The sequence below is a fragment of the Pleionea sp. WD8-19 genome (assembly GCF_055326765.1).
In genome coordinates this window covers 1-18576 of sequence record NZ_JBUZOU010000009.1, presented here as the reverse complement: position 1 = coordinate 18576, position 18576 = coordinate 1, and the positions used below count along the sequence as shown (strand labels likewise).

The 18576-nt window shown below is 43.5% G+C and carries 16 protein-coding genes; 7 read left to right on the top strand and 9 right to left on the bottom strand.

Annotation, left to right across the window (positions count from 1 at the left end; all coding sequences use genetic code 11):
- Window positions 1-29: 29 nt before the first annotated feature.
- The 6 genes from odhB to sdhC form a co-directional block, all read right to left on the bottom strand.
- A complete protein-coding gene (gene odhB / locus ACTUJY_RS12175; RefSeq protein ID WP_463616371.1) occupies window positions 30-1238 on the bottom strand; it encodes a 2-oxoglutarate dehydrogenase complex dihydrolipoyllysine-residue succinyltransferase in 1209 nt (402 codons plus the stop codon).
- A 40-nt stretch (window positions 1239-1278) separates the two neighbouring features.
- Complete coding sequence (locus tag ACTUJY_RS12170) at window positions 1279-4095, bottom strand: 2-oxoglutarate dehydrogenase E1 component (RefSeq protein ID WP_463616370.1); 2817 nt, start codon at window positions 4093-4095, stop codon at window positions 1279-1281.
- 119 nt (window positions 4096-4214) lie between these two features.
- Window positions 4215-4913: a succinate dehydrogenase iron-sulfur subunit gene (locus tag ACTUJY_RS12165; protein WP_463616369.1), complete on the bottom strand. Its 699-nt coding sequence runs from the start codon at window positions 4911-4913 to the stop codon at window positions 4215-4217.
- An 18-nt stretch (window positions 4914-4931) separates the two neighbouring features.
- Window positions 4932-6695, bottom strand: a complete 1764-nt coding sequence (gene sdhA, locus ACTUJY_RS12160; protein WP_463616368.1) for a succinate dehydrogenase flavoprotein subunit — start codon at window positions 6693-6695, stop codon at window positions 4932-4934.
- The gene (gene sdhD, locus ACTUJY_RS12155; protein ID WP_463616367.1) at window positions 6696-7043 is read right to left on the bottom strand and encodes a succinate dehydrogenase, hydrophobic membrane anchor protein; all 348 of its coding nucleotides are present in this window, start codon (window positions 7041-7043) and stop codon (window positions 6696-6698) included. It lies immediately after the preceding gene.
- On the bottom strand, window positions 7037-7411 hold the full coding sequence (sdhC, locus tag ACTUJY_RS12150) for a succinate dehydrogenase, cytochrome b556 subunit (RefSeq protein ID WP_463616366.1): 375 nt from the start codon (window positions 7409-7411) through the stop codon (window positions 7037-7039). The genes sdhD and sdhC overlap by 7 nt, the downstream gene beginning before the upstream one ends.
- 388 nt (window positions 7412-7799) lie before the next feature.
- Here sdhC and gltA point away from each other — a divergent pair, with 388 nt between their 5' ends.
- Window positions 7800-9089, top strand: a complete 1290-nt coding sequence (gene gltA, locus ACTUJY_RS12145; RefSeq protein ID WP_463616365.1) for a citrate synthase — start codon at window positions 7800-7802, stop codon at window positions 9087-9089.
- Window positions 9090-9174: 85 nt separating this feature from the next.
- Here the strand turns inward: gltA and ACTUJY_RS12140 are convergent, their stop codons facing one another.
- A complete protein-coding gene (locus ACTUJY_RS12140; RefSeq protein WP_463616364.1) occupies window positions 9175-10200 on the bottom strand; it encodes an XrtA/PEP-CTERM system-associated ATPase in 1026 nt (341 codons plus the stop codon).
- Window positions 10201-10221: 21 nt separating this feature from the next.
- The gene (locus ACTUJY_RS12135; RefSeq protein ID WP_463616363.1) at window positions 10222-11616 is read right to left on the bottom strand and encodes a TIGR03013 family XrtA/PEP-CTERM system glycosyltransferase; all 1395 of its coding nucleotides are present in this window, start codon (window positions 11614-11616) and stop codon (window positions 10222-10224) included.
- Window positions 11617-11766: 150 nt separating this feature from the next.
- Here ACTUJY_RS12135 and ACTUJY_RS12130 point away from each other — a divergent pair, with 150 nt between their 5' ends.
- Window positions 11767-12867 (top strand): tryptophan 2,3-dioxygenase family protein, encoded by a 1101-nt coding sequence (locus ACTUJY_RS12130; RefSeq protein WP_463616362.1) that lies wholly within the window; start codon window positions 11767-11769, stop codon window positions 12865-12867.
- Between the two features lie 3 nt (window positions 12868-12870).
- Here the strand turns inward: ACTUJY_RS12130 and ACTUJY_RS12125 are convergent, their stop codons facing one another.
- The gene (locus ACTUJY_RS12125; RefSeq protein ID WP_463616361.1) at window positions 12871-13371 is read right to left on the bottom strand and encodes a GAF domain-containing protein; all 501 of its coding nucleotides are present in this window, start codon (window positions 13369-13371) and stop codon (window positions 12871-12873) included.
- A 145-nt stretch (window positions 13372-13516) separates the two neighbouring features.
- Between ACTUJY_RS12125 and ACTUJY_RS12120 the strand changes: the two genes are divergently transcribed.
- From ACTUJY_RS12120 to ACTUJY_RS12100, 5 genes are all read left to right on the top strand, one after another.
- Window positions 13517-13726 carry a DUF1289 domain-containing protein gene (locus tag ACTUJY_RS12120; RefSeq protein WP_463616360.1) on the top strand — a complete coding sequence of 70 codons (210 nt, stop codon included), beginning with the start codon at window positions 13517-13519 and terminating at the stop codon, window positions 13724-13726.
- Window positions 13727-13752: 26 nt separating this feature from the next.
- The gene (asnS, locus tag ACTUJY_RS12115) at window positions 13753-15153 is read left to right on the top strand and encodes an asparagine--tRNA ligase (RefSeq protein ID WP_463616359.1); all 1401 of its coding nucleotides are present in this window, start codon (window positions 13753-13755) and stop codon (window positions 15151-15153) included.
- 11 nt (window positions 15154-15164) lie between these two features.
- Entirely contained in the window at window positions 15165-15740 is a 576-nt protein-coding gene (locus tag ACTUJY_RS12110) for an NADPH-dependent FMN reductase (RefSeq protein ID WP_463616358.1), read from the top strand.
- Between the two features lie 138 nt (window positions 15741-15878).
- The gene (locus tag ACTUJY_RS12105; RefSeq protein WP_463616357.1) at window positions 15879-16058 is read left to right on the top strand and encodes a CBU_0585 family protein; all 180 of its coding nucleotides are present in this window, start codon (window positions 15879-15881) and stop codon (window positions 16056-16058) included.
- A gap of 303 nt (window positions 16059-16361) precedes the next feature.
- A complete protein-coding gene (locus ACTUJY_RS12100; protein ID WP_463616356.1) occupies window positions 16362-18449 on the top strand; it encodes a prolyl oligopeptidase family serine peptidase in 2088 nt (695 codons plus the stop codon).
- The last annotated feature ends 127 nt before the right edge of the window (window positions 18450-18576 follow it).

The window sequence follows — 18576 nt, the reverse complement described above, 5'->3', positions numbered from 1 at the left end:
ACGACACATTCGTTGCATTTCAGCACGGTTTATAACGCCAGTAAAATGCGTGCTGGATCTTCAATGTATTCTTTAATGGTCTTTAAAAAGCCGACCGACTCACGACCGTCGATAATACGATGATCGTAAGAGAACGCCAGATACATCATGGGGCGAATAACAATTTCTCCGTTTTCTACCACCGGACGCTGCTCGGTACGATGCATGCCCAAGATTCCACTTTGTGGAGGATTAATAATCGGTGTTGATAATAACGATCCGAAAGTACCGCCATTAGAAACAGTGAAAGTTCCGCCCGACAAATCATCAACCGTTAATTGGTTATTCTGCGCTTTTTGCCCAAACTCCATAATGGTTTTTTCGATCTCGGCCATACTCAACTGATCCGCATCTCGAATGACCGGCACAACTAAACCGCGTGGTGCAGATACCGCAATACCCACATCAAAGAAACCGTGATAAACAATATCGTCGCCATCGATAGAAGCATTCACCGCAGGAAAACGCTTTAACGCTTCTACAGCGGCCTTAACAAAGAACGACATAAACCCAAGTTTTACGCCGTGTGTATTTTGAAATTGCTCTTTATATTTGGCGCGAATGTCCATCACTGGTTTCATATTGACATCATTAAATGTCGTTAAAATAGCGGCAGTGTGTTGGGCATCAACCAGTCGCTCTGCAATACGCTTTCTTAGGCGAGTCATAGGAACGCGCTTTTCTTCACGAGGTCCTGCTGACAGTTGAGGTGCAGAGTGAACAGGCGTTTCTGAAGCAGGTTTGGCACCACCAGACTTAATAAACTTTTCAACGTCTTCTTTGGTAATGCGACCACCTTTTCCGGTAGCCGGAATATTGGCAACATTTAAACCATGTTCTTTTACAAGACGGCGAACAGCCGGACTGAGTACGTCTTCTGATCCTTCATCACTGGTCGACTTATTTTTGTCCGCTGTCGTTTTCTCATTTTTGTCAGCCGCCGGTTTAGCAGAAGCTGTTGCACCCGGTTTAAACCGTGCAATTAGTTCTTCTGCCGTTACGGTATCGCCTTCGTTTTTAATAATTTCTTCTAACACGCCGTCATCGGGTGCAACGACTTCAAGCACTACTTTATCCGTTTCAATATCAACCAAATTTTCATCGCGTGTACATGCATCGCCCGGTTGTTTGTGCCAGGTAGCTATCGTCGCATCGGCCACCGACTCGGGTAAGACTGGAACTTTTATTTCTGTGGACATGGTTTATTAACCCTTTATACCAAGTTTCAAATTCAAAAAATTAAAGCTTTATACCGAGAGCTTTCGCTACCAGTTTGCGCTGTTCCTCAACGTGCTGTGAAGCGTGACCTGTCGCCGGTGCCGCCGAAGCAGGACGTCCGGCATACTCCACGTAGCCGCTCTTAGGCACAGAAGCTTGAAAATTATGTCGACTGCAATACCAGGCGCCTTGATTCTTTGGCTCTTCCTGACACCAGATAAATTCACTCGCATTAGAGTATTGTGCAATAACTTCTTTTAAGTGCTTAGGGAATGGGTACAACTGTTCAATACGAATGATGGCAACGTCGTCCTTTTCTTCCGCTCGACGCTTTTCTAACAGATCGTAGAAAACTTTACCTGAACAAAGTACAACGCGCTTTACTTTGGACTTATCAATAGCATCTATTTCATCGATTACAGCTTCGAACTTGCCGTTAGTAATTTCTTCAATTGTACTGGTCGCCAACCGGTGACGTAGCAAACTTTTAGGCGACATAACCACTAACGGTGTACGCCATTTACGGATCATCTGACGACGTAACATATGAAACACTTGAGCCGGAGTGCTGGGGACGCAAACTTGCATATTATGCTCGGCACATAATTGTAAATAACGTTCAAGACGCGCAGACGAATGCTCTGGTCCCTGTCCTTCATACCCATGTGGTAGCAACATGACTAAACCGCACAGTCGCCCCCATTTGTGTTCGCCAGAGCTGATAAATTGATCGATTACAACCTGTGCACCATTGGCAAAGTCACCAAATTGAGCTTCCCAAACAACCAGAGAGCGAGGCTCGGTCGTTGAGTATCCATACTCATAGGCCAGTACGGCCTCTTCTGACAATACGGAGTCAATAACTACGAAGGGTGGTTGATCTTTGCGAATGTTCTTTAGCGGTTGATAGGTTTCACCATTTTTTTGATCGTGCAAAACCGCATGGCGATGGAAAAAGGTTCCACGACCACTGTCTTGGCCAGAAATTCTAACTCGATAACCATCGTCTAACAGAGACGCATAAGCCATGGTTTCAGCAAATCCCCAATCCATTGGAATCTCGCCTTTAGCCATTTTTACTCGATCGGCCATCAAGCGCTTAACCTGACTCTGCAAAGCGAAATTTTCAGGTACCGTTGATATTTTTTCGGCCAATGTATCAAAGTGAGCACGTGTCAAAGAGGTAACGGCGGGAGTAAGCCAATCATGCCCAAAATAAGGGTGCCAATCGACTGTAAACTCATGCGTTTGCATAGGCAGCCAATTACTCACCACATTTTTTCCTTCGTCCATTTTATCGCGATATTCATTCGCCAAAGCATTGGCGTAGCTGTCGTCGACAACGCCCTCTTTCGCTAATTGATCGGCGTAAATTTTTCGAGGCGTCGGACGGTTACGTACTTTTTCGTACATCAATGGTTGAGTTGCTCGAGGCTCGTCGGCTTCATTATGACCATGACGTCGATAACAAACCAAATCAATAACCACATCCTTTTTGAACGTCGTACGGAAGTCGAGCGCCAGTTGAGTCACAAAAACGACGGCTTCCGGATCATCACCATTCACATGAAAGATAGGCGCCTCAATCATCTTTGCAACATCCGTACAATACGTTGTTGAACGCGTATCTTCGGGCCGGCTCGTCGTAAAGCCGACTTGGTTATTAATAACAATATGCACAGTTCCGCCCGTTTTGTACCCGCGAGCCTGAGACATATTAAAGGTTTCCATGACCACACCCTGGCCGGTAAACGCCGAGTCGCCATGAATAACAATGGGCAATACTTGCGAATAGGTTTCATCTCGACGTCGCTCTAACCGAGCACGAACTGAGCCCTGAATTACTGGGGAAACAATTTCAAGATGTGATGGGTTAAAGGCCAGTGCGACATGCACTACACCACCAGGTGTATTAATATCAGATGAAAATCCTTGATGATATTTCACGTCGCCGGAACCTTTGTCCATACTTTTTTTACCGGCAAATTCAGCGAATAACTCTTCGGGTTTTTTACCCATTAGGTTAACAAGAACGTTTAAACGTCCTCTGTGAGCCATACCAAGAACAACTTCTTTAACACCTGCACCTCCTGCTCGCTGGATCAACTCTTCGAGCATTGGCATTAAACTGTCGCCGCCTTCTAACGAAAATCGTTTAGCACCAGGAAACTTATTATGCAGGTACTTTTCCAATCCTTCTGCAGCCGTTAACGCGGATAAAATTTGTTTCTTAAAATCAGCGCTGTATTGTGGTGTTGCTAAAGAGCTTTCAAGCCTTTCTTGGATCCAGTTTTTTTGAGCTGGATCGGTAATGTGCATGAACTCGGATCCAATCGTTCGGCAATAGGTCGTGTCTAATTCATGGACGATTTGCTTGAAACTTTTGGTCGTCGCGCCAAACATGGAACCGGTGCGAAACTCGGTATCGAAATCAAGCTTTGACAGTCCAAACTTTTCGAGAGATAAATGATCGATAGTAGCCTGCTTCCAGATCTCTAATGGATCGAGACTGGCGTATTGATGCCCATTCGCACGGTAAGATTGGATCAATTCAAGCACATTCACCTGTTTAGCGTCGAAGGATTTGTCTCCAGAACTGGACGCGTCAACGATACGATGTTTGTTTAATCCGATTTGACGAAAATAATTTTGAATTTGAGAATGAGCGACTTCATGGGCATCGGGAGTTTGAGCGGCAAAATCATCAAACTTCTTTCGCCAACTGTCATCAATAGATGACGGATCTTCAAGGTACTTTTCATATACCTCTTCGAGATACGCAGCACTTCCACCAGTTAAGAAACAGGCAGCAAACTGTTCTTCAAGGGACTTTTCCATGATTTGCAGACTTTAAATGTTGTTGTGAACCGTAAAATAACAAACGCTTTGGGGTATCAAATACTCCAAAGCGTTGATTGTTAAATAATAATAGCCGAAATTTGAATCATTACCGGCTTTTATACGCCTCTGGATAGCAGCATTGAGCGAACGTGACCTATGGCGCGTGTCGGGTTTAAGCCTTTAGGGCAAACGCTGACACAATTCATGATGCCTCGACACCGAAAAACACTGTAGGCGTCATCCAAAATAGACAATCGCTCATCTTGTTCAGTGTCGCGACTGTCTGCCAAAAAGCGATAAGCTTGTAAAAGGCCTGCTGGACCAACGAATTTATCTGGGTTCCACCAGAATGATGGGCAAGAAGTAGAGCAACAAGCACACAAAATACACTCATAAAGTCCGTCAAGTTTTTCACGGTCTTCGGGTGATTGAAGTCGCTCTTTCGCAGGAGGTTCATTTCGATTTTGCAAGAACGGCTTAACCTTTTCATACTGTTTGTAGAATTGCGCCATATCGACAACCAGATCGCGAATAACCGGCAATCCCGGTAATGGACGAACAATGACTTTCTTACCCAGCGAAGAAATAGGAGTAATACAAGCTAATCCATTTTTACCGTTTATATTTAAACCATCTGAGCCACAAACACCTTCTCGACAGGAACGACGAAAAGTTAATGTGGGGTCTTTTTCTTTCAAAAGCAATAAGGCATCCAGCAACATCATGTCAGAACCGGCTGGGATATCCAGCTCATAATCCTGCATTTTCGGTGCGTTATCCGTTTCCGGATTGTATCGGTAGATTGAAAATTTCATGTGTTCGATACCTGCCTGTTAATAGCTTCTGACTTTCGGAGGGAAAGGATCCATGGTCACGGGTTTCATATTCACCTCACGTTTACCCATTTCTTCGGTTTCTGGGTAATACATAGTATGAACTAACCAGTTCTCATCATCACGATCGGGGAAATCTTCTCGACTGTGCGCACCACGACTTTCGGTGCGATATTCCGCCGCTTTTGCTGTCGCATGGGCTACTGCCATCAGATTATCCAGTTCCAGACACTCAACACGTTGCGTGTTATAAGCTTTGGATTTGTCAGACAACACAGCGGACTTGAGTCGCTCTCGAATCTCTTCGAGTTCTTTCAATCCTTTACTCATTAGCTCGCCAGTACGGAAAACGCCAAAACTGTTTTGCATGGTTTTTTGCATATCCGCTTTGATGACCGCTGGATCTTCACCAGACTCACTTTCTTCCCAGCGATTCATTCGCGACATTGACTTTTCAACGTCGGAATCTGAAAAGTCGCTGAAAGATAAACCTTCACGTAGTGCTTCTTCTAAGTGCAGACCTGCAGCCCGACCAAACACAACCAAGTCAAGCAGAGAGTTTCCACCCAAGCGGTTAGCACCGTGAACAGAAACACAGGCACACTCGCCTACCGCATAAAAGCCTTTAACAACTTTTTCTTCGCCATTAGGTGTTTTGCTAAGTACTTGGCCAAACTTATTGGTTGGAATACCGCCCATCATATAATGGCAGGTAGGCACTACGGGAATCGGCTCTTTTACTGGATCGGCATGGCCAAAAGTGCGTGACAACTCTAGAATACCTGGCAGCCGCTTGTTCAATGTTTCTTCGCCTAGGTGATCGAGTTTCAAGTAAACGTGATCGCCTTTGGGTCCACAACCACGTCCTTCTAATATTTCTTTCGTCATTGATCGAGCAACAACATCACGGCTTGCTAAGTCTTTGGCATTGGGTGCATAACGCTCCATAAAGCGCTCACCATCTTTATTAATCAAGTAGCCGCCTTCTCCGCGACAACCTTCGGTGACCAAAACACCCGCTCCGGCAATACCGGTTGGGTGAAACTGCCACATTTCGATGTCTTGAACCGGAATGCCAGCACGAAGCGCCATACCAACACCATCACCGGTATTGATTAAAGCATTCGTTGTGGATTGGTAGATACGGCCCGAACCACCCGTTGCAAATACAGTCGCTCGGGCTTTGAATAAGGCGGTTTCACCGGTTTCAATCGACATAGCAATGACGCCAGCAACATCACCTTGATCGTTAGTCACCAAATCAATCGCCAACCACTCATTAAAAAATTGAGTGTTCGCTGCGAGGTTTTGTTGATACAAGGTATGAAGCAATGCATGCCCGGTTCTGTCGGCCGCAGCGGCGGTACGAGCCGCTTGCTCACCACCAAAGTTTTTCGATTGTCCACCAAAAGGACGCTGATAAATTTTACCGTTATCGAGTCGAGAAAAAGGTAACCCCATGTGCTCTAACTCATAAACCGTTGCCGGTCCGTTTTGACACATGTATTCGATGGCGTCTTGATCGCCAATGTAGTCTGAGCCTTTGACAGTGTCGTACATGTGCCACCGCCAATCGTCTTCGTGAGAGTTCCCCAATGCAACGGTAATACCACCTTGCGCCGATACCGTATGTGAACGAGTCGGAAATACTTTTGAAATGAGTGCTACTTTTTGTCCGGATTGCGCCAGTTGTAACGAAGCTCGCATACCGGCTCCGCCTCCACCAACAATCACTGCATCATAGGTATAAACCGGAATGCCCATTTATACGCTCCACAAAATCTGAATGCCCCAAAAAATAACTATCAGGCAATAAATGATTAACAAAGCCTGAAAAGTCATACGAATGCTGAGTGGTTTCAAATAATCGGTAGAAACAATCCACATACCCACCCAGATATGCAAGCTCATGAGTATCAGCGTTAATATGCTAAACGCTTTAACCAAAGGCTGATGGAAAAACGCAGTCCAAAGTTCAAAACTCATCGATGGATTGTTTGCAATAAACCAAGTTAAATAGATGGCGAATACCGCCATGACTACCGCACTCAGTCGCTGAATAAACCAGTCGTGCAGACCGCTACGACCCAAGCTGGTTACTGTATTTACCATAGCCATACTCCCAGTCCTGCGGCGGCAACTACGCCAAGAGCAATTACTATTGTCGCCCCTAATGATCCACCTTTTAAGGTTTCTCCGATGCCTGCATCCATCAACAAATGTCGAACACCGGCAATAATATGGAAAGCAAGAGAGGATAATATGGCCCAGAAAAGAAATTTTCCGAAACCAGAAGCAATATAGTGTGATGCTTGATTGAAACCTTCTTTAGATTCGAGTGACAAACCCAGAAGCCAAAGTAGAACGGGGATCCCGATAACTAGAAATACGCCGGTAATTCGGTGAAGAATCGACGAGATAGCAGTTACCGGAAAACTGATCGTTGTGAGATCGAGATTTACAGGTCTTTGCTTATTCACGGCTGATAACTTTCTTTTTTAATGATTAGCCAAACAGGCCGTCCGCATTAAAGCAAACGCCCTCCTTCGTGTTCCAGATAACTTACGCCAACTGCGAGACTCGAATTTCAACCTCTTGGTTATTTTCAGGAAGCGGTGAGCTGCATAATGTAAGCTATACTAACTATAGGCGAGCTGAACACCCACGCAAGTTTGCGCAAATTATATAGCCGCAACTGCTTGTTTACAAATGGATTTGTGCTTTGCGATAAAACTTTGCGATTTTGTATAAATATTAAACGTTTTCGAATATTTAAACACAATGTGGCATTGACAAAATATTTCTGCCACCTATAGTTACACCCGAAATTATTGCAGCACGACATAAATTTGACTGAGGAATCATCGAATGACACAACATACCGCCAAACTCACCCTTCATTCAGGAAAAGAAGTTGAGTTGCCGGTTTATCAACCGACTATGGGTAACGATGTAATAGATATCACCTCTTTGGTAAAACACGGTGTATTCACTTACGACCCTGGATTTATGTCTACTGCATCCTGCGAGTCTAAAATTACGTTTATCGATGGCGAAAAAGGCCTTCTTTTATATCGCGGTTATCCCATTGAAGATTTGGCAACCCATTCGGACTTCATGGAGGTTGCTTATTTATTGCTCAATGGTGAACTTCCCAATGGCCAACAAAAGAAAGATTTTCTTGAAGAATTGAATAACCACACCATGTTGCATGAGCAACTGACCCACTTCTTTAATGGTTTTCGCCGCGATGCACATCCCATGGCCGTCATGGTTGGTGTGGTTGGTGCACTTTCTGCTTTTTATCACGACTCACTGGATATTAATGATCCAGAACATCGTCGCAAAAGTGCGTTCCGATTAATTGCAAAAGTACCAACCATTGCAGCGATGTGTTATCGCTACTCAATGGGTTTTCCGTTCGTTTACCCACGTAATGAAATGTCTTATGCGGAAAACTTTTTGAACCAAATGTTCTCCATGCCATCAACTGACGAAACTCCAGACCCGGTTCTGGTTCGTGCTATGGATCGCATTTTCACCCTTCACGCGGATCATGAGCAAAACTGTTCAACCTCAACTGTACGTCTTGCCGGTTCTTCTGGTGCAAATCCATTCGCGTGTATCGCATCCGGTATTGCCAGCTTATGGGGACCTGCCCATGGCGGTGCTAACGAAGCCTGTTTGCGTATGCTGCACGAGATTGGCGATGTAAAACATATTCCTGAGTTTATTAAACGCGCGAAAGACAAAGACGATCCTTTCCGATTGATGGGCTTTGGTCATCGTGTTTATAAAAACTTCGATCCTCGCGCCAAAGTAATGCGAGAAAGCGCGCACGAGGTACTGGAAGCATTAGGTGCGAAAGACGATCCCATTTTGAAAGTAGCAATGGAATTAGAAAAAATTGCTCTTGAAGATGAGTACTTTATTCAACGCAAACTTTACCCTAATGTTGACTTTTACTCAGGTATTATTTTGTCTGCGATAGGTATCCCAACCAATATGTTTACGGTTATATTTGCACTAGCACGTACTGTTGGCTGGGTTGCGCAATGGAGTGAAATGATCAGTGAACCGAATCAAAAAATTGGTCGCCCTAGACAAATGTACAATGGTCCGATACAACGCAAATACATAAAAATACAAGACCGGTAATCTACTTTCTTCACGGTAATAAAGGGAGCCAAGCTCCCTTTTTTATTCATATAACCATTTAAAGACAAATAACTGCCTGAAACCTTTATTTCGTTTCCTCATCTTCAAAGTTCAAGCTGATTTGTACTATTTTACGCATATACTCGCGCTCTTTTCTAAATCGCTTTTTCATAGCATCGAGTTCTGCTTCAAGCATCATGACCCGCTTTTCCAAGTCGGTAGAGTTGGCAATCGCATGTGATAAGGTTTCTTTTTCTTCATCCCTTTTCAACAATACTTGATTTTTCATGACATCCGGCTGCTCAATCGCGATTTCATCAGCCACCGTTTTAACGATTTCACCGTCAATACGATGCTTTTCTTCTAAGAAGCCATAAAGCAATAGACGGTCACACACTGTGTTAATACGACGCGGTATCCCTTCTGAAAATTCGAAAATTTGTTGGTAAGCTTCAGCGGTAAATACAGGATCATCACTCCAATCCACTTTGCGCAATCGATGTTCAATGTAAGCCTGTGTTTCTTCAGCACTTAAGTGTGCGAGATGATAAGATGCGGTAATTCGTTGGCGAACCTGTTCCATGTGTGGAACTGCCAAGTTTTCTCGAAATTCCGACTGACCAAGCAAAAATATTTGCAGCAATGTTTTCCCTTCATAGTGTAGGTTTGAAAGCATGCGCAACTCTTCGAGACTTTCCAGTGGCAGGTTTTGTGCCTCGTCAACAACGAGCATGCAGCGCTTATCCTCTCTTTGCCGAGCGACAAAAAAGTTTTCAAGGTTTTTTATGAGTGATGTTTTTTCACTGCTTTGATGCGCCAGACCAAAAGTCGCAGCAACCATACGTAATATATCGGTTGAGTCAAGTTGAGTGTTGATTAGTTCACCGGCTACAATTTCTTTTTTATTGTCTAGAGATCCAAACAAAGTACGCACCAGCGTACTTTTTCCGGTTCCTACATCACCGGTTACAATAATAAAACCTTCACCCTGAGACAGCCCATAACGTAAGTACGCCAAAGCGCGTTTATGAGTACTACTACCAAAGAAGAAAAAGGGATCCGGTGCCAGTTGGAATGGTTTCCCCTTCAATTGATAATACGAGTCGTACATTACTTCTCCTTGCTTGAGGCTCTAGCGCGAACCTTTTTGCCAAACGATGATCTGAATCGTTTGCATTAAAATCGTCAAATCCAAAAATAAACTAAAGTTTTTAATGTAATAAAGATCGAACTGGAGTTTTTGCTTAGCGTCTTCATCATTATCACCGTAAGGATAACAAATTTGGGCCCATCCTGTGATCCCCGGTTTTACTCTGTGTCGCATATTATAATAAGGAATTTTCTCAGCGAGTTGTTCAACAAACTCTGGACGTTCCGGCCTGGGCCCCACAAAACTCATATCGCCCTTTAGCACATTGAGCATCTGCGGAATTTCATCCAACCGTGTTTTGCGCATAATTGCGCCAATTTTAGTAACGCGTGCGTCGTTTTGAGCTGCGTATTGAGGCCCATGCTTTTCAGCATCGACCACCATACTGCGAAACTTATAAATAGTAAATGATTTACCGTTTTGACCGGTTCGGATTTGTTTATAAATCACCGGTTGACGCCAACCCGATTCTCGTTTGATGCAAATGTATAAGACTGCGCATACCGGAATTGAAGCAACTAAAAATACGCTACTTACGACGATATCAAAAATACGTTTTAACACTTCCCGAATATAATCGGTATGAAAACCGCTAAAAAAAATGACTTGACTGGGTGATAACGTATCAATTTCCATACGACCGGTTTGACGCTCAAAAAACTCAGTGATATCGGTTATTTTTAAACCCGATAACTTCAAATTAATAATGTCATTTACTGGATAGTTTTTACGCGTATCATCAACCGCTACGACCAGCTCATCAATACCGTACTGATCCACCATCCTTTTTAATCCATCATCTGAGCGAATGATTAATGACTCATCATCAACTTCGTCTTTATCGCCTTTTAAATGCACAAAACCTACCAGTTTAAGCCCTTGCCAATCGCTTTTTCGTTTCAACCTTAAAATCTGTTTAGCGCGCTTTCCTGTTCCGAGCACCAGTATTCGATTTTGAAACAGCTCCTTGCTATTAATCACAAAATAGATGTATCGAACAAGAATTAAGCCGGCAAATCCTAATACTAAACTTAAAGCGAACACACCACGCCCGATAAACAACCCAGAAAACAGGTAAAACAAAATCGACATAACAAAAAAAGCGATCACCACCGACCAAAACAGTCGAGAGATAACTGAGGCAAAAGTGTCGCGAGAGCTACGTTGATACAGCCCTACCGAAATCATGATGAGTACATGAGTGATGGCAAATACGATGGCTTTCAAGTCAAAGTTTTTCACCAATTCCTGACTCTCACTAAGATCTTGCAAGCGAATTTCAGCGGCCAGGTACACAGACAGATACAAAACGATGAATTCTATCGCCACCAGTAGAAACAATACTCTAGGAATATAGTGACCAAAAACTCTTACCATTAAACCATTCCGTGTTTTTTGGCGGTTAATTGAAGGGGTATTAGAATTATATAGAATCGGTCGTAAATTGCCATAAATCAACAACTTCCATTATGATAAACTGTTTATTAACCGACATATATCATTTAGAGATTATTCGCTATGTGTGCCATGCAACGTAATACCACGCCCTGCTACTACAACGACTATTTGCAGTTGGATAAACTGCTCGACAGTCAACACCCGGTTAGCCCTAACTATGGAAAGGAAGCCCATGAAGAAATGCTTTTTATTATAGTACACCAAGCTTATGAGCTTTGGTTTAAACAAATTTTGCATGAAATGAATGCGGTATACAAAGAGTTCAACCAGCCCAATATCCCAGAGAAGTCATTGGGACGCATTGTTGGGCGACTGGATCGCATTGGTCAAATTCAAAAGCTACTCATCGATCAAATACAAATAATGGAAACCATGACGCCATTGGACTTTCTCGACTTTCGAGACTATTTGGTTCCAGCTTCCGGCTTTCAAAGTATTCAGTTTAAAGAAATTGAAATATTACTCGGTTTGAAATCTAAGTTTCGCATTAACTTTGATAAAGAATCCTTCTACAGTCGGTTGAATGAAAAAGATAGGAATCATTTGCAAAAGCTGGAAGATGAACCAAGCTTATTCGATTGTGTTGAAAAGTGGCTCGAGCGAATGCCCTTTTTTGAATTCGGTGAGTTCAAGTTTTGGAATGCTTACCGTAAAGCCGTCGATACTATGCTGGAGAGTGACCAAAGCATTATCGAAAACAACGAATACCTCAGTGACGCTGACCGAGCGTTTCAATTGAAAGACCTAGCGACCACCCGCGCGAGTTTCGACGCTCTTTTGGATGAAAATCAATACAACGAACTGAAAAAAGAAGACAAGTTTCGCTTCAGCCAAAAAGCAATGTTAGGCGCCGTATTTATCAATCTTTATCGAGACGAACCCATGTTACAACTCCCGTTTCGTTTATTAACCGCGTTATTGGAAATCGATGAACACTTCACTACTTGGCGCTATCGTCATGTGATCATGGTCCAACGCATGCTCGGTTCTAAAATTGGAACGGGCGGCTCTTCCGGTTCAGATTATTTGCGTCAAACCACCGAAAACAACCGATTCTTTCGCGATTTGTTCAATATTTCGACGTTTTTAATTCCTCGCTCTGCGTTACCCGAACTTCCCGAGGCGCTGGATAAAGCACTCAACTTCTATTTCAAACCACAAAACGGATAGCCTTTAAATATCGGTGGCTTCTTGAAAAGTAGCCACCAACAATTCAAATCCTTTAACGTCATCGTCATCAAAACGGTTTACTATTGGGCTGTCTATATCCAACACACCGAACAATCGACCGTTTACAACGATAGGTACAACAATTTCTGCATTAGAGGCACTGTCACAGGCTATATGCCCCTCGAATTCATGAACATTGTCAACGCGAATCGACTCTTTTCGAGCTGCAGCGCTTCCACACACTCCACTACCGAGTGGAATGTGAACGCAGGCCACTTTCCCTTGAAAAGGTCCCAGTTTTAGCCGTTCATTTGAATCTAACACATAAAATCCCGCCCAATTTAATTCTGGTAACGACTGAAAGATAAAAGCGGACGTTTGCGCCATATTGGTTACAACAGCTTTATCGATCGATAATAACCCTTGCAGTTGACTCGCTAGGCTTTGGTAATACCCAGGTTTATCTTGATAATACAATTTGAAATCCACATCAGATTGGAACATTAGCGCTCTCGAAAAATGGAAAAACGGTCGCTAGGATAGGTGTTAGCGACTCGATTTTCAATAAGTAGGGTATCTGCGCATACCGATACTGGCACATTGGCCATGGGCAAGGTAACATAGCGCGTTTTTAAGCTTGAAATCAGCCATGACAGAACAACAACAAGTAGTCTCTCCCTGCATTGGCATTTGTCGACTGATTACCGATGAGTCGGGGCAAGATGTGTGCATGGGTTGCCAGCGAACGTTAGCAGAAATTGCAGCCTGGTCGAGTATGAGCAATTCGGAAAAACAGCACGTTCTGGATCGATTACAAGCTTCAAAGCACTCGACTGACGATAGTACCCCGGCTAACTGATTTTATTTATTGGAGAAAAATACGTTATGACAGTACTGAGCATCGCCGACTTTTTGGCAGGTAAAGCACCTGTTGGCTCAGAAGTAACCGTAAAAGGTTGGGTAAGAACCAAAAAAGATTCCAAAGGTGGTTTCTCGTTCATCAACCTGCACGATGGTTCCTGCTTTAATACTCTTCAGGTCGTTGCCGATAATCAGTTATCCAATTATGACAGTGACGTTTTAAAGCTAACGACTGGCTGTTCTGCATCGGTGACTGGCGAAGTTGTTGAGTCGCAAGGCAAAGGCCAGGCTTTCGAGATGAAAGCAACCGAGCTTGAAGTTTTGGGTTGGGTAGACGATCCGGCTACTTACCCAATGGCTGCGAAACGGCACACTGTTGAACACTTGAGAGAGCATGCTCATCTTAGACCTCGCACCAACCTGATTGGCGCCATGACAAGAGTTCGCAACTGTTTGGCACAAGCCGTCCACCGTTTTCATTACGAGCGAGAGTTTAACTGGATACACACCCCCGTAATCACTGCCTCAGATTGTGAAGGGGCTGGAGAAATGTTCCGTGTCAGTACCCTCGACATGCAAAATTTACCGAGAACGGAGCAAGGAAGTATTGATTACAGCCAAGACTTTTTTGGGAAAGAAGCCTTTCTCACCGTTTCCGGCCAATTAGCCGCAGAAACCTATTGCTCAGCCATGACTAAGGTTTATACCTTTGGTCCAACGTTCCGAGCTGAAAACTCAAATACAAGTCGTCACCTGGCCGAGTTTTGGATGGTTGAACCCGAAGTGGCTTTCGCTGAGCTCACGGACGCAGCTGACCTATCAGAAGCGCTATTAAAATACATATTTAAAGCCGTATTGGATGAACGTGGCGATGATATGGCGTTCTTTAATCAACATGTCGATAAAACCGCAATTGCTCGCCTCGAGCAAATCGTGAATCAAGACTTTGAGCGCATGGATTACACCGTTGCTATCGACATTTTGAAAAAGTCTGGCAAAAAATTCGAATTCCCCGTGGAGTGGGGTGTTGATCTACAGTCAGAACACGAGCGCTATTTGGCTGAAGAGCATGTGGGCAAACCGATCATTTTGATGAACTATCCAAAAGACATAAAAGCCTTTTATATGCGCATGAATGACGATGGTAAAACCGTTGCAGCGATGGATGTATTAGCCCCTGGCATTGGTGAAATCATTGGCGGTAGTCAGCGTGAAGAGCGCCTCGATGTACTGGATGCGCGTATTGATGAAATGGGACTGCCAAAAGAAAACTACTGGTGGTATCGCGATTTACGTCGTTACGGTACAGTGCCTCATTCCGGTTTTGGCCTTGGCTTTGAGCGTACAGTAGCTTACGCCACAGGCATTGCCAACATTCGGGACGTGATTCCCTTCCCTCGTACACCCGGTAATGCAGAATTCTAAGGAGTCATAAAATGACAGCTAAAATCATGGTTTTTGCAGGCAGTTTACGTAAAAACTCATACAACAAAACATTGGCGCGTATTTTAGCAAAGGCTGCTGAACAAGCCGGCGCTGAAGTTAATTTGGTCGAGTTAAACGACTACCCTCTTCCATTGTTTAACGAAGATGACGAAGCTTCCGAAGGCATACACCCCAACGCTCTCGAATTAAAGCGAATGATGAATGAAGCCGATGGGTTTTTGATCGCTTCACCGGAATACAATGGCTCCTACTCTGGCGTATTGAAAAACATGGTTGACTGGGCCTCACGACAAGCGGAAGGAGAAAGTGTCTTAGAGAGTTTTAAAAACAAGTACGCTGCCATATTCGCTACTTCACCCGGTGCTTTCGGCGGCTTACGCAGTTTGAACCATTTGCGAATTTTGTTAAGTGGTATAGGCACTACCGTTCTTGCCGATCAAGTCGCCATTCCCAAAGCCGCAGAAGCTTTTAACGAGCAAGGTGAGCTGGTGAGTGAAAAGCGCCAGCAAAACCTTGGGCGAATTGTTACTCTACTGGTGGATACCGTTACAAAGTTGAAAGCGTAATTTCCTTGACCTATCGCCTGAGCTGGGGCGATAGGCCTTTCTCAACCTTTCAGCGCCTTTCTGTTACGATTAAAGTTTTCAATTCTTTGCATTCTCTATTAGAATCTTATGCATCCTCCCTCACTTTTGAGAATGGTCATGTCAATCGATCGTAACTTCGTCAGCGAAATTGATAAATTTTTAGAAGCGTTTGATAAAAAGCCCGAAGCTCATTCGGAAAGCCGCAAAGCAGAAGAAGAGAAGTATCGGCGTATTCATAAACTTCGAGATGAAGAACAGCCCGAAAGTGAAAAGAAAAAGATTTGGGAGTCATTTTAAGTGAAAAACATAACTTAACAACAAATCCGACTTTTAGTTGAATCAAATCTAAATTTACACAAACCTTATTTTGTACAAATTCTCGTCAGTCGAAAATTTGCATATCTCCATTAAATACTCTTAGTCATTTGGAGCAATTAAAAGCTATCCTATCACCATCAAAACGGATGCTCCTCAACTCATCGCTTATAGGTGATTGTTACTTGACATACTGCCCAGTCAATTGAAAACTAAGGCCCATTTGAAACCAATCAAACTAGTCGTGCTGTCAAAGAACTAAGCAACCGCTTATTTGGAGAAAAAATGAAGTTTACTTTAAATTTAAGGCTATTCGTAGCTGCGTTAGTCGTTCCAATACATTTATCCGCCAATAATATAGAAGACCCATTTTTATGGCTCGAAGAGGTCGAAGGTGAAAAAGCGTTACAGTGGGTCGAACAACAAAATGATATGTCCTTGAAAGAGTTGAAAGCTCATCCCGAGTTCCAACAGTTATACGATAAAAACCTAAAAGTCTATCAATCAACGGATCGCATTCCATTTATCACGAAGCGAGGTGAGTATTACTACAATTTTTGGCAGGACGATAAGAATGAGAGAGGTTTGTACCGTCGAACTTCTTTAAAAGAATATCGCAAAAAAGCGCCTAAATGGGAAACGGTGATCGACTTCGACAAACTCGCTGAGGCAGAAGGTGAGAACTGGGTTTACAAACAAATGACCTGCCTTTACCCCAAGCAAGAGTTATGCTTGGTTTACTTATCACGAGGAGGTGCCGACGCTACGGTTGTTCGCGAATTTTCAATGAAGAGCAAATCCTTTGTTAAAGACGGTTTTTATATACCCGAAGCGAAAAACAGTGCGTCTTGGATTGATGAAAATACATTATTCATTGGTTCGGACATTGGTGCGGACAGCATGACAACCAGTGGTTACCCTCGAAAAGCGTATCGCTGGAAACGTGGAACCGAACTGAAGGAAGCGGAACTGGTATTTGAAGGAAAGTTGGAATCGGTCGGTACCTGGGCAGGTCGCATGTTCAGTAAAGGTGAGCATATCGATTTCGTCACAGAAGCTATGACGTTTTTTACCAATAAAGCCCATATTTTAAAAGACGGGAAATGGGTATTGGTTGACAAGCCGGATACGGCAAACTTTTCCGGTTATTTTAATAAGAATGTGTTCATCACTTTAAAAGAAGATTGGAAAGTTAATGGCCAAACTTTTGAAAAAAGCTCAATCGTTTACGCACCCATTAACGATGTGCTGGCTGGAAAAGCAAAGTACAAGTTGTTTTTAAAAAACACAGAGACCAAAACAGTCGCAGGGCTTAGCTTTACACAGTCAAGTATTCTTGTGTCTTGGCTCGACAATGTAAAAAGTGTTTTAGAGCGCTATACACCCATTAAAGATGGCGACTTTAAAGTTGAAAAAGTTAAACTTCCTGAAAATGGCCGAATATCTATCAATGATGTCAACGAAGATTCAGACGACTTTTTGGTCACATACGAGAACTTTTTACAACCTGACAGTTTGTATTTTGTGAAGGGTGATGATTTATCCATCGAGAAGCTAAAGCAACTTCCTTCCTTTTTTGACGCCTCACCTTATCAGTCACAACAGTATTTCGCGATATCCAAAGATGGCACCAAAGTCCCCTACTTTGTGGTAAGCGCAAAAGATTTAAAGCTGAATGGTAAAAATCCAACTTTGCTCTACGGCTATGGTGGTTTCGAAGTGTCATTGCGTCCGAGTTACAGTGCAACCGTAGGAATGGACTGGTTAGAAATGGGTGGCGTTTATGTGCTTGCTAACATTCGTGGTGGTGGTGAATACGGCCCGGCATGGCATCAAGCCGCATTAAAAAAGAACCGGCATAAAGCTTACGAAGACTTTGAAGCCATTGCTGAAGATTTGATTAAACGTAAAATTACATCACCGAAACATTTGGGTATTCAAGGCGGGAGCAATGGTGGTTTGTTGATGGGTGCAATGCTAACTCGTCGCCCCGATCTATTTAACGCCGTTGTTTGCCAAGTACCTTTACTCGATATGCTGCGATTCCATACGCTACTCGCTGGAGCAAGCTGGATGGGCGAATACGGTAATCCTGAAGTTGCGGACGAAAGAGAATACCTCGCGTCTTATTCACCTTACCACCAAGTGAAAAAAGAACACGAATACCCTCGCGCTTTTTTTACAACGTCAACTCGTGACGATCGAGTACATCCAGGCCATGCTCGAAAAATGGTTGCGAGAATGAAAGCCCTTGGCCATGATGTTTTGTATTACGAGAATACAGAAGGCGGACATGGTGGTGCAGCCAACTTAAACCAAGCAGCTTATGTTAATGCGCTGGTTTATACTTATCTTTACCATCAGTTGAATTAATAAAGGTAGTGTTTAGAAATCTGTGTCATTTCAGTAAACTGTTAAAAACAGGAATGACCTATGACTCAAGAATTCGACTTTAATAAAGCATTAGAACAACTTCAATCAGGTAAGGCGCTGACCGGTG

What these genes read in the sequence shown, in the direction of transcription:
- ACTUJY_RS12165 (WP_463616369.1), bottom strand. Translation starts at nt 4,913, where the DNA reads ATGAAATTTTCAATCTACCGATACAATCCGGAAACGGATAACGCACCG.
- ACTUJY_RS12170 (WP_463616370.1), bottom strand. Translation starts at nt 4,095, where the DNA reads ATGGAAAAGTCCCTTGAAGAACAGTTTGCTGCCTGTTTCTTAACTGGT.
- ACTUJY_RS12135 (WP_463616363.1), bottom strand. Translation starts at nt 11,616, where the DNA reads ATGGTAAGAGTTTTTGGTCACTATATTCCTAGAGTATTGTTTCTACTG.
- gltA (WP_463616365.1), top strand. Translation starts at nt 7,800, where the DNA reads ATGACACAACATACCGCCAAACTCACCCTTCATTCAGGAAAAGAAGTT.
- ACTUJY_RS12110 (WP_463616358.1), top strand. Translation starts at nt 15,165, where the DNA reads ATGACAGCTAAAATCATGGTTTTTGCAGGCAGTTTACGTAAAAACTCA.
- ACTUJY_RS12125 (WP_463616361.1), bottom strand. Translation starts at nt 13,371, where the DNA reads ATGTTCCAATCTGATGTGGATTTCAAATTGTATTATCAAGATAAACCT.
- sdhA (WP_463616368.1), bottom strand. Translation starts at nt 6,695, where the DNA reads ATGGGCATTCCGGTTTATACCTATGATGCAGTGATTGTTGGTGGAGGC.
- ACTUJY_RS12120 (WP_463616360.1), top strand. Translation starts at nt 13,517, where the DNA reads ATGACAGAACAACAACAAGTAGTCTCTCCCTGCATTGGCATTTGTCGA.
- sdhD (WP_463616367.1), bottom strand. Translation starts at nt 7,043, where the DNA reads ATGGTAAATACAGTAACCAGCTTGGGTCGTAGCGGTCTGCACGACTGG.
- ACTUJY_RS12130 (WP_463616362.1), top strand. Translation starts at nt 11,767, where the DNA reads ATGCAACGTAATACCACGCCCTGCTACTACAACGACTATTTGCAGTTG.
- ACTUJY_RS12100 (WP_463616356.1), top strand. Translation starts at nt 16,362, where the DNA reads ATGAAGTTTACTTTAAATTTAAGGCTATTCGTAGCTGCGTTAGTCGTT.
- ACTUJY_RS12140 (WP_463616364.1), bottom strand. Translation starts at nt 10,200, where the DNA reads ATGTACGACTCGTATTATCAATTGAAGGGGAAACCATTCCAACTGGCA.
- ACTUJY_RS12105 (WP_463616357.1), top strand. Translation starts at nt 15,879, where the DNA reads ATGTCAATCGATCGTAACTTCGTCAGCGAAATTGATAAATTTTTAGAA.
- odhB (WP_463616371.1), bottom strand. Translation starts at nt 1,238, where the DNA reads ATGTCCACAGAAATAAAAGTTCCAGTCTTACCCGAGTCGGTGGCCGAT.
- asnS (WP_463616359.1), top strand. Translation starts at nt 13,753, where the DNA reads ATGACAGTACTGAGCATCGCCGACTTTTTGGCAGGTAAAGCACCTGTT.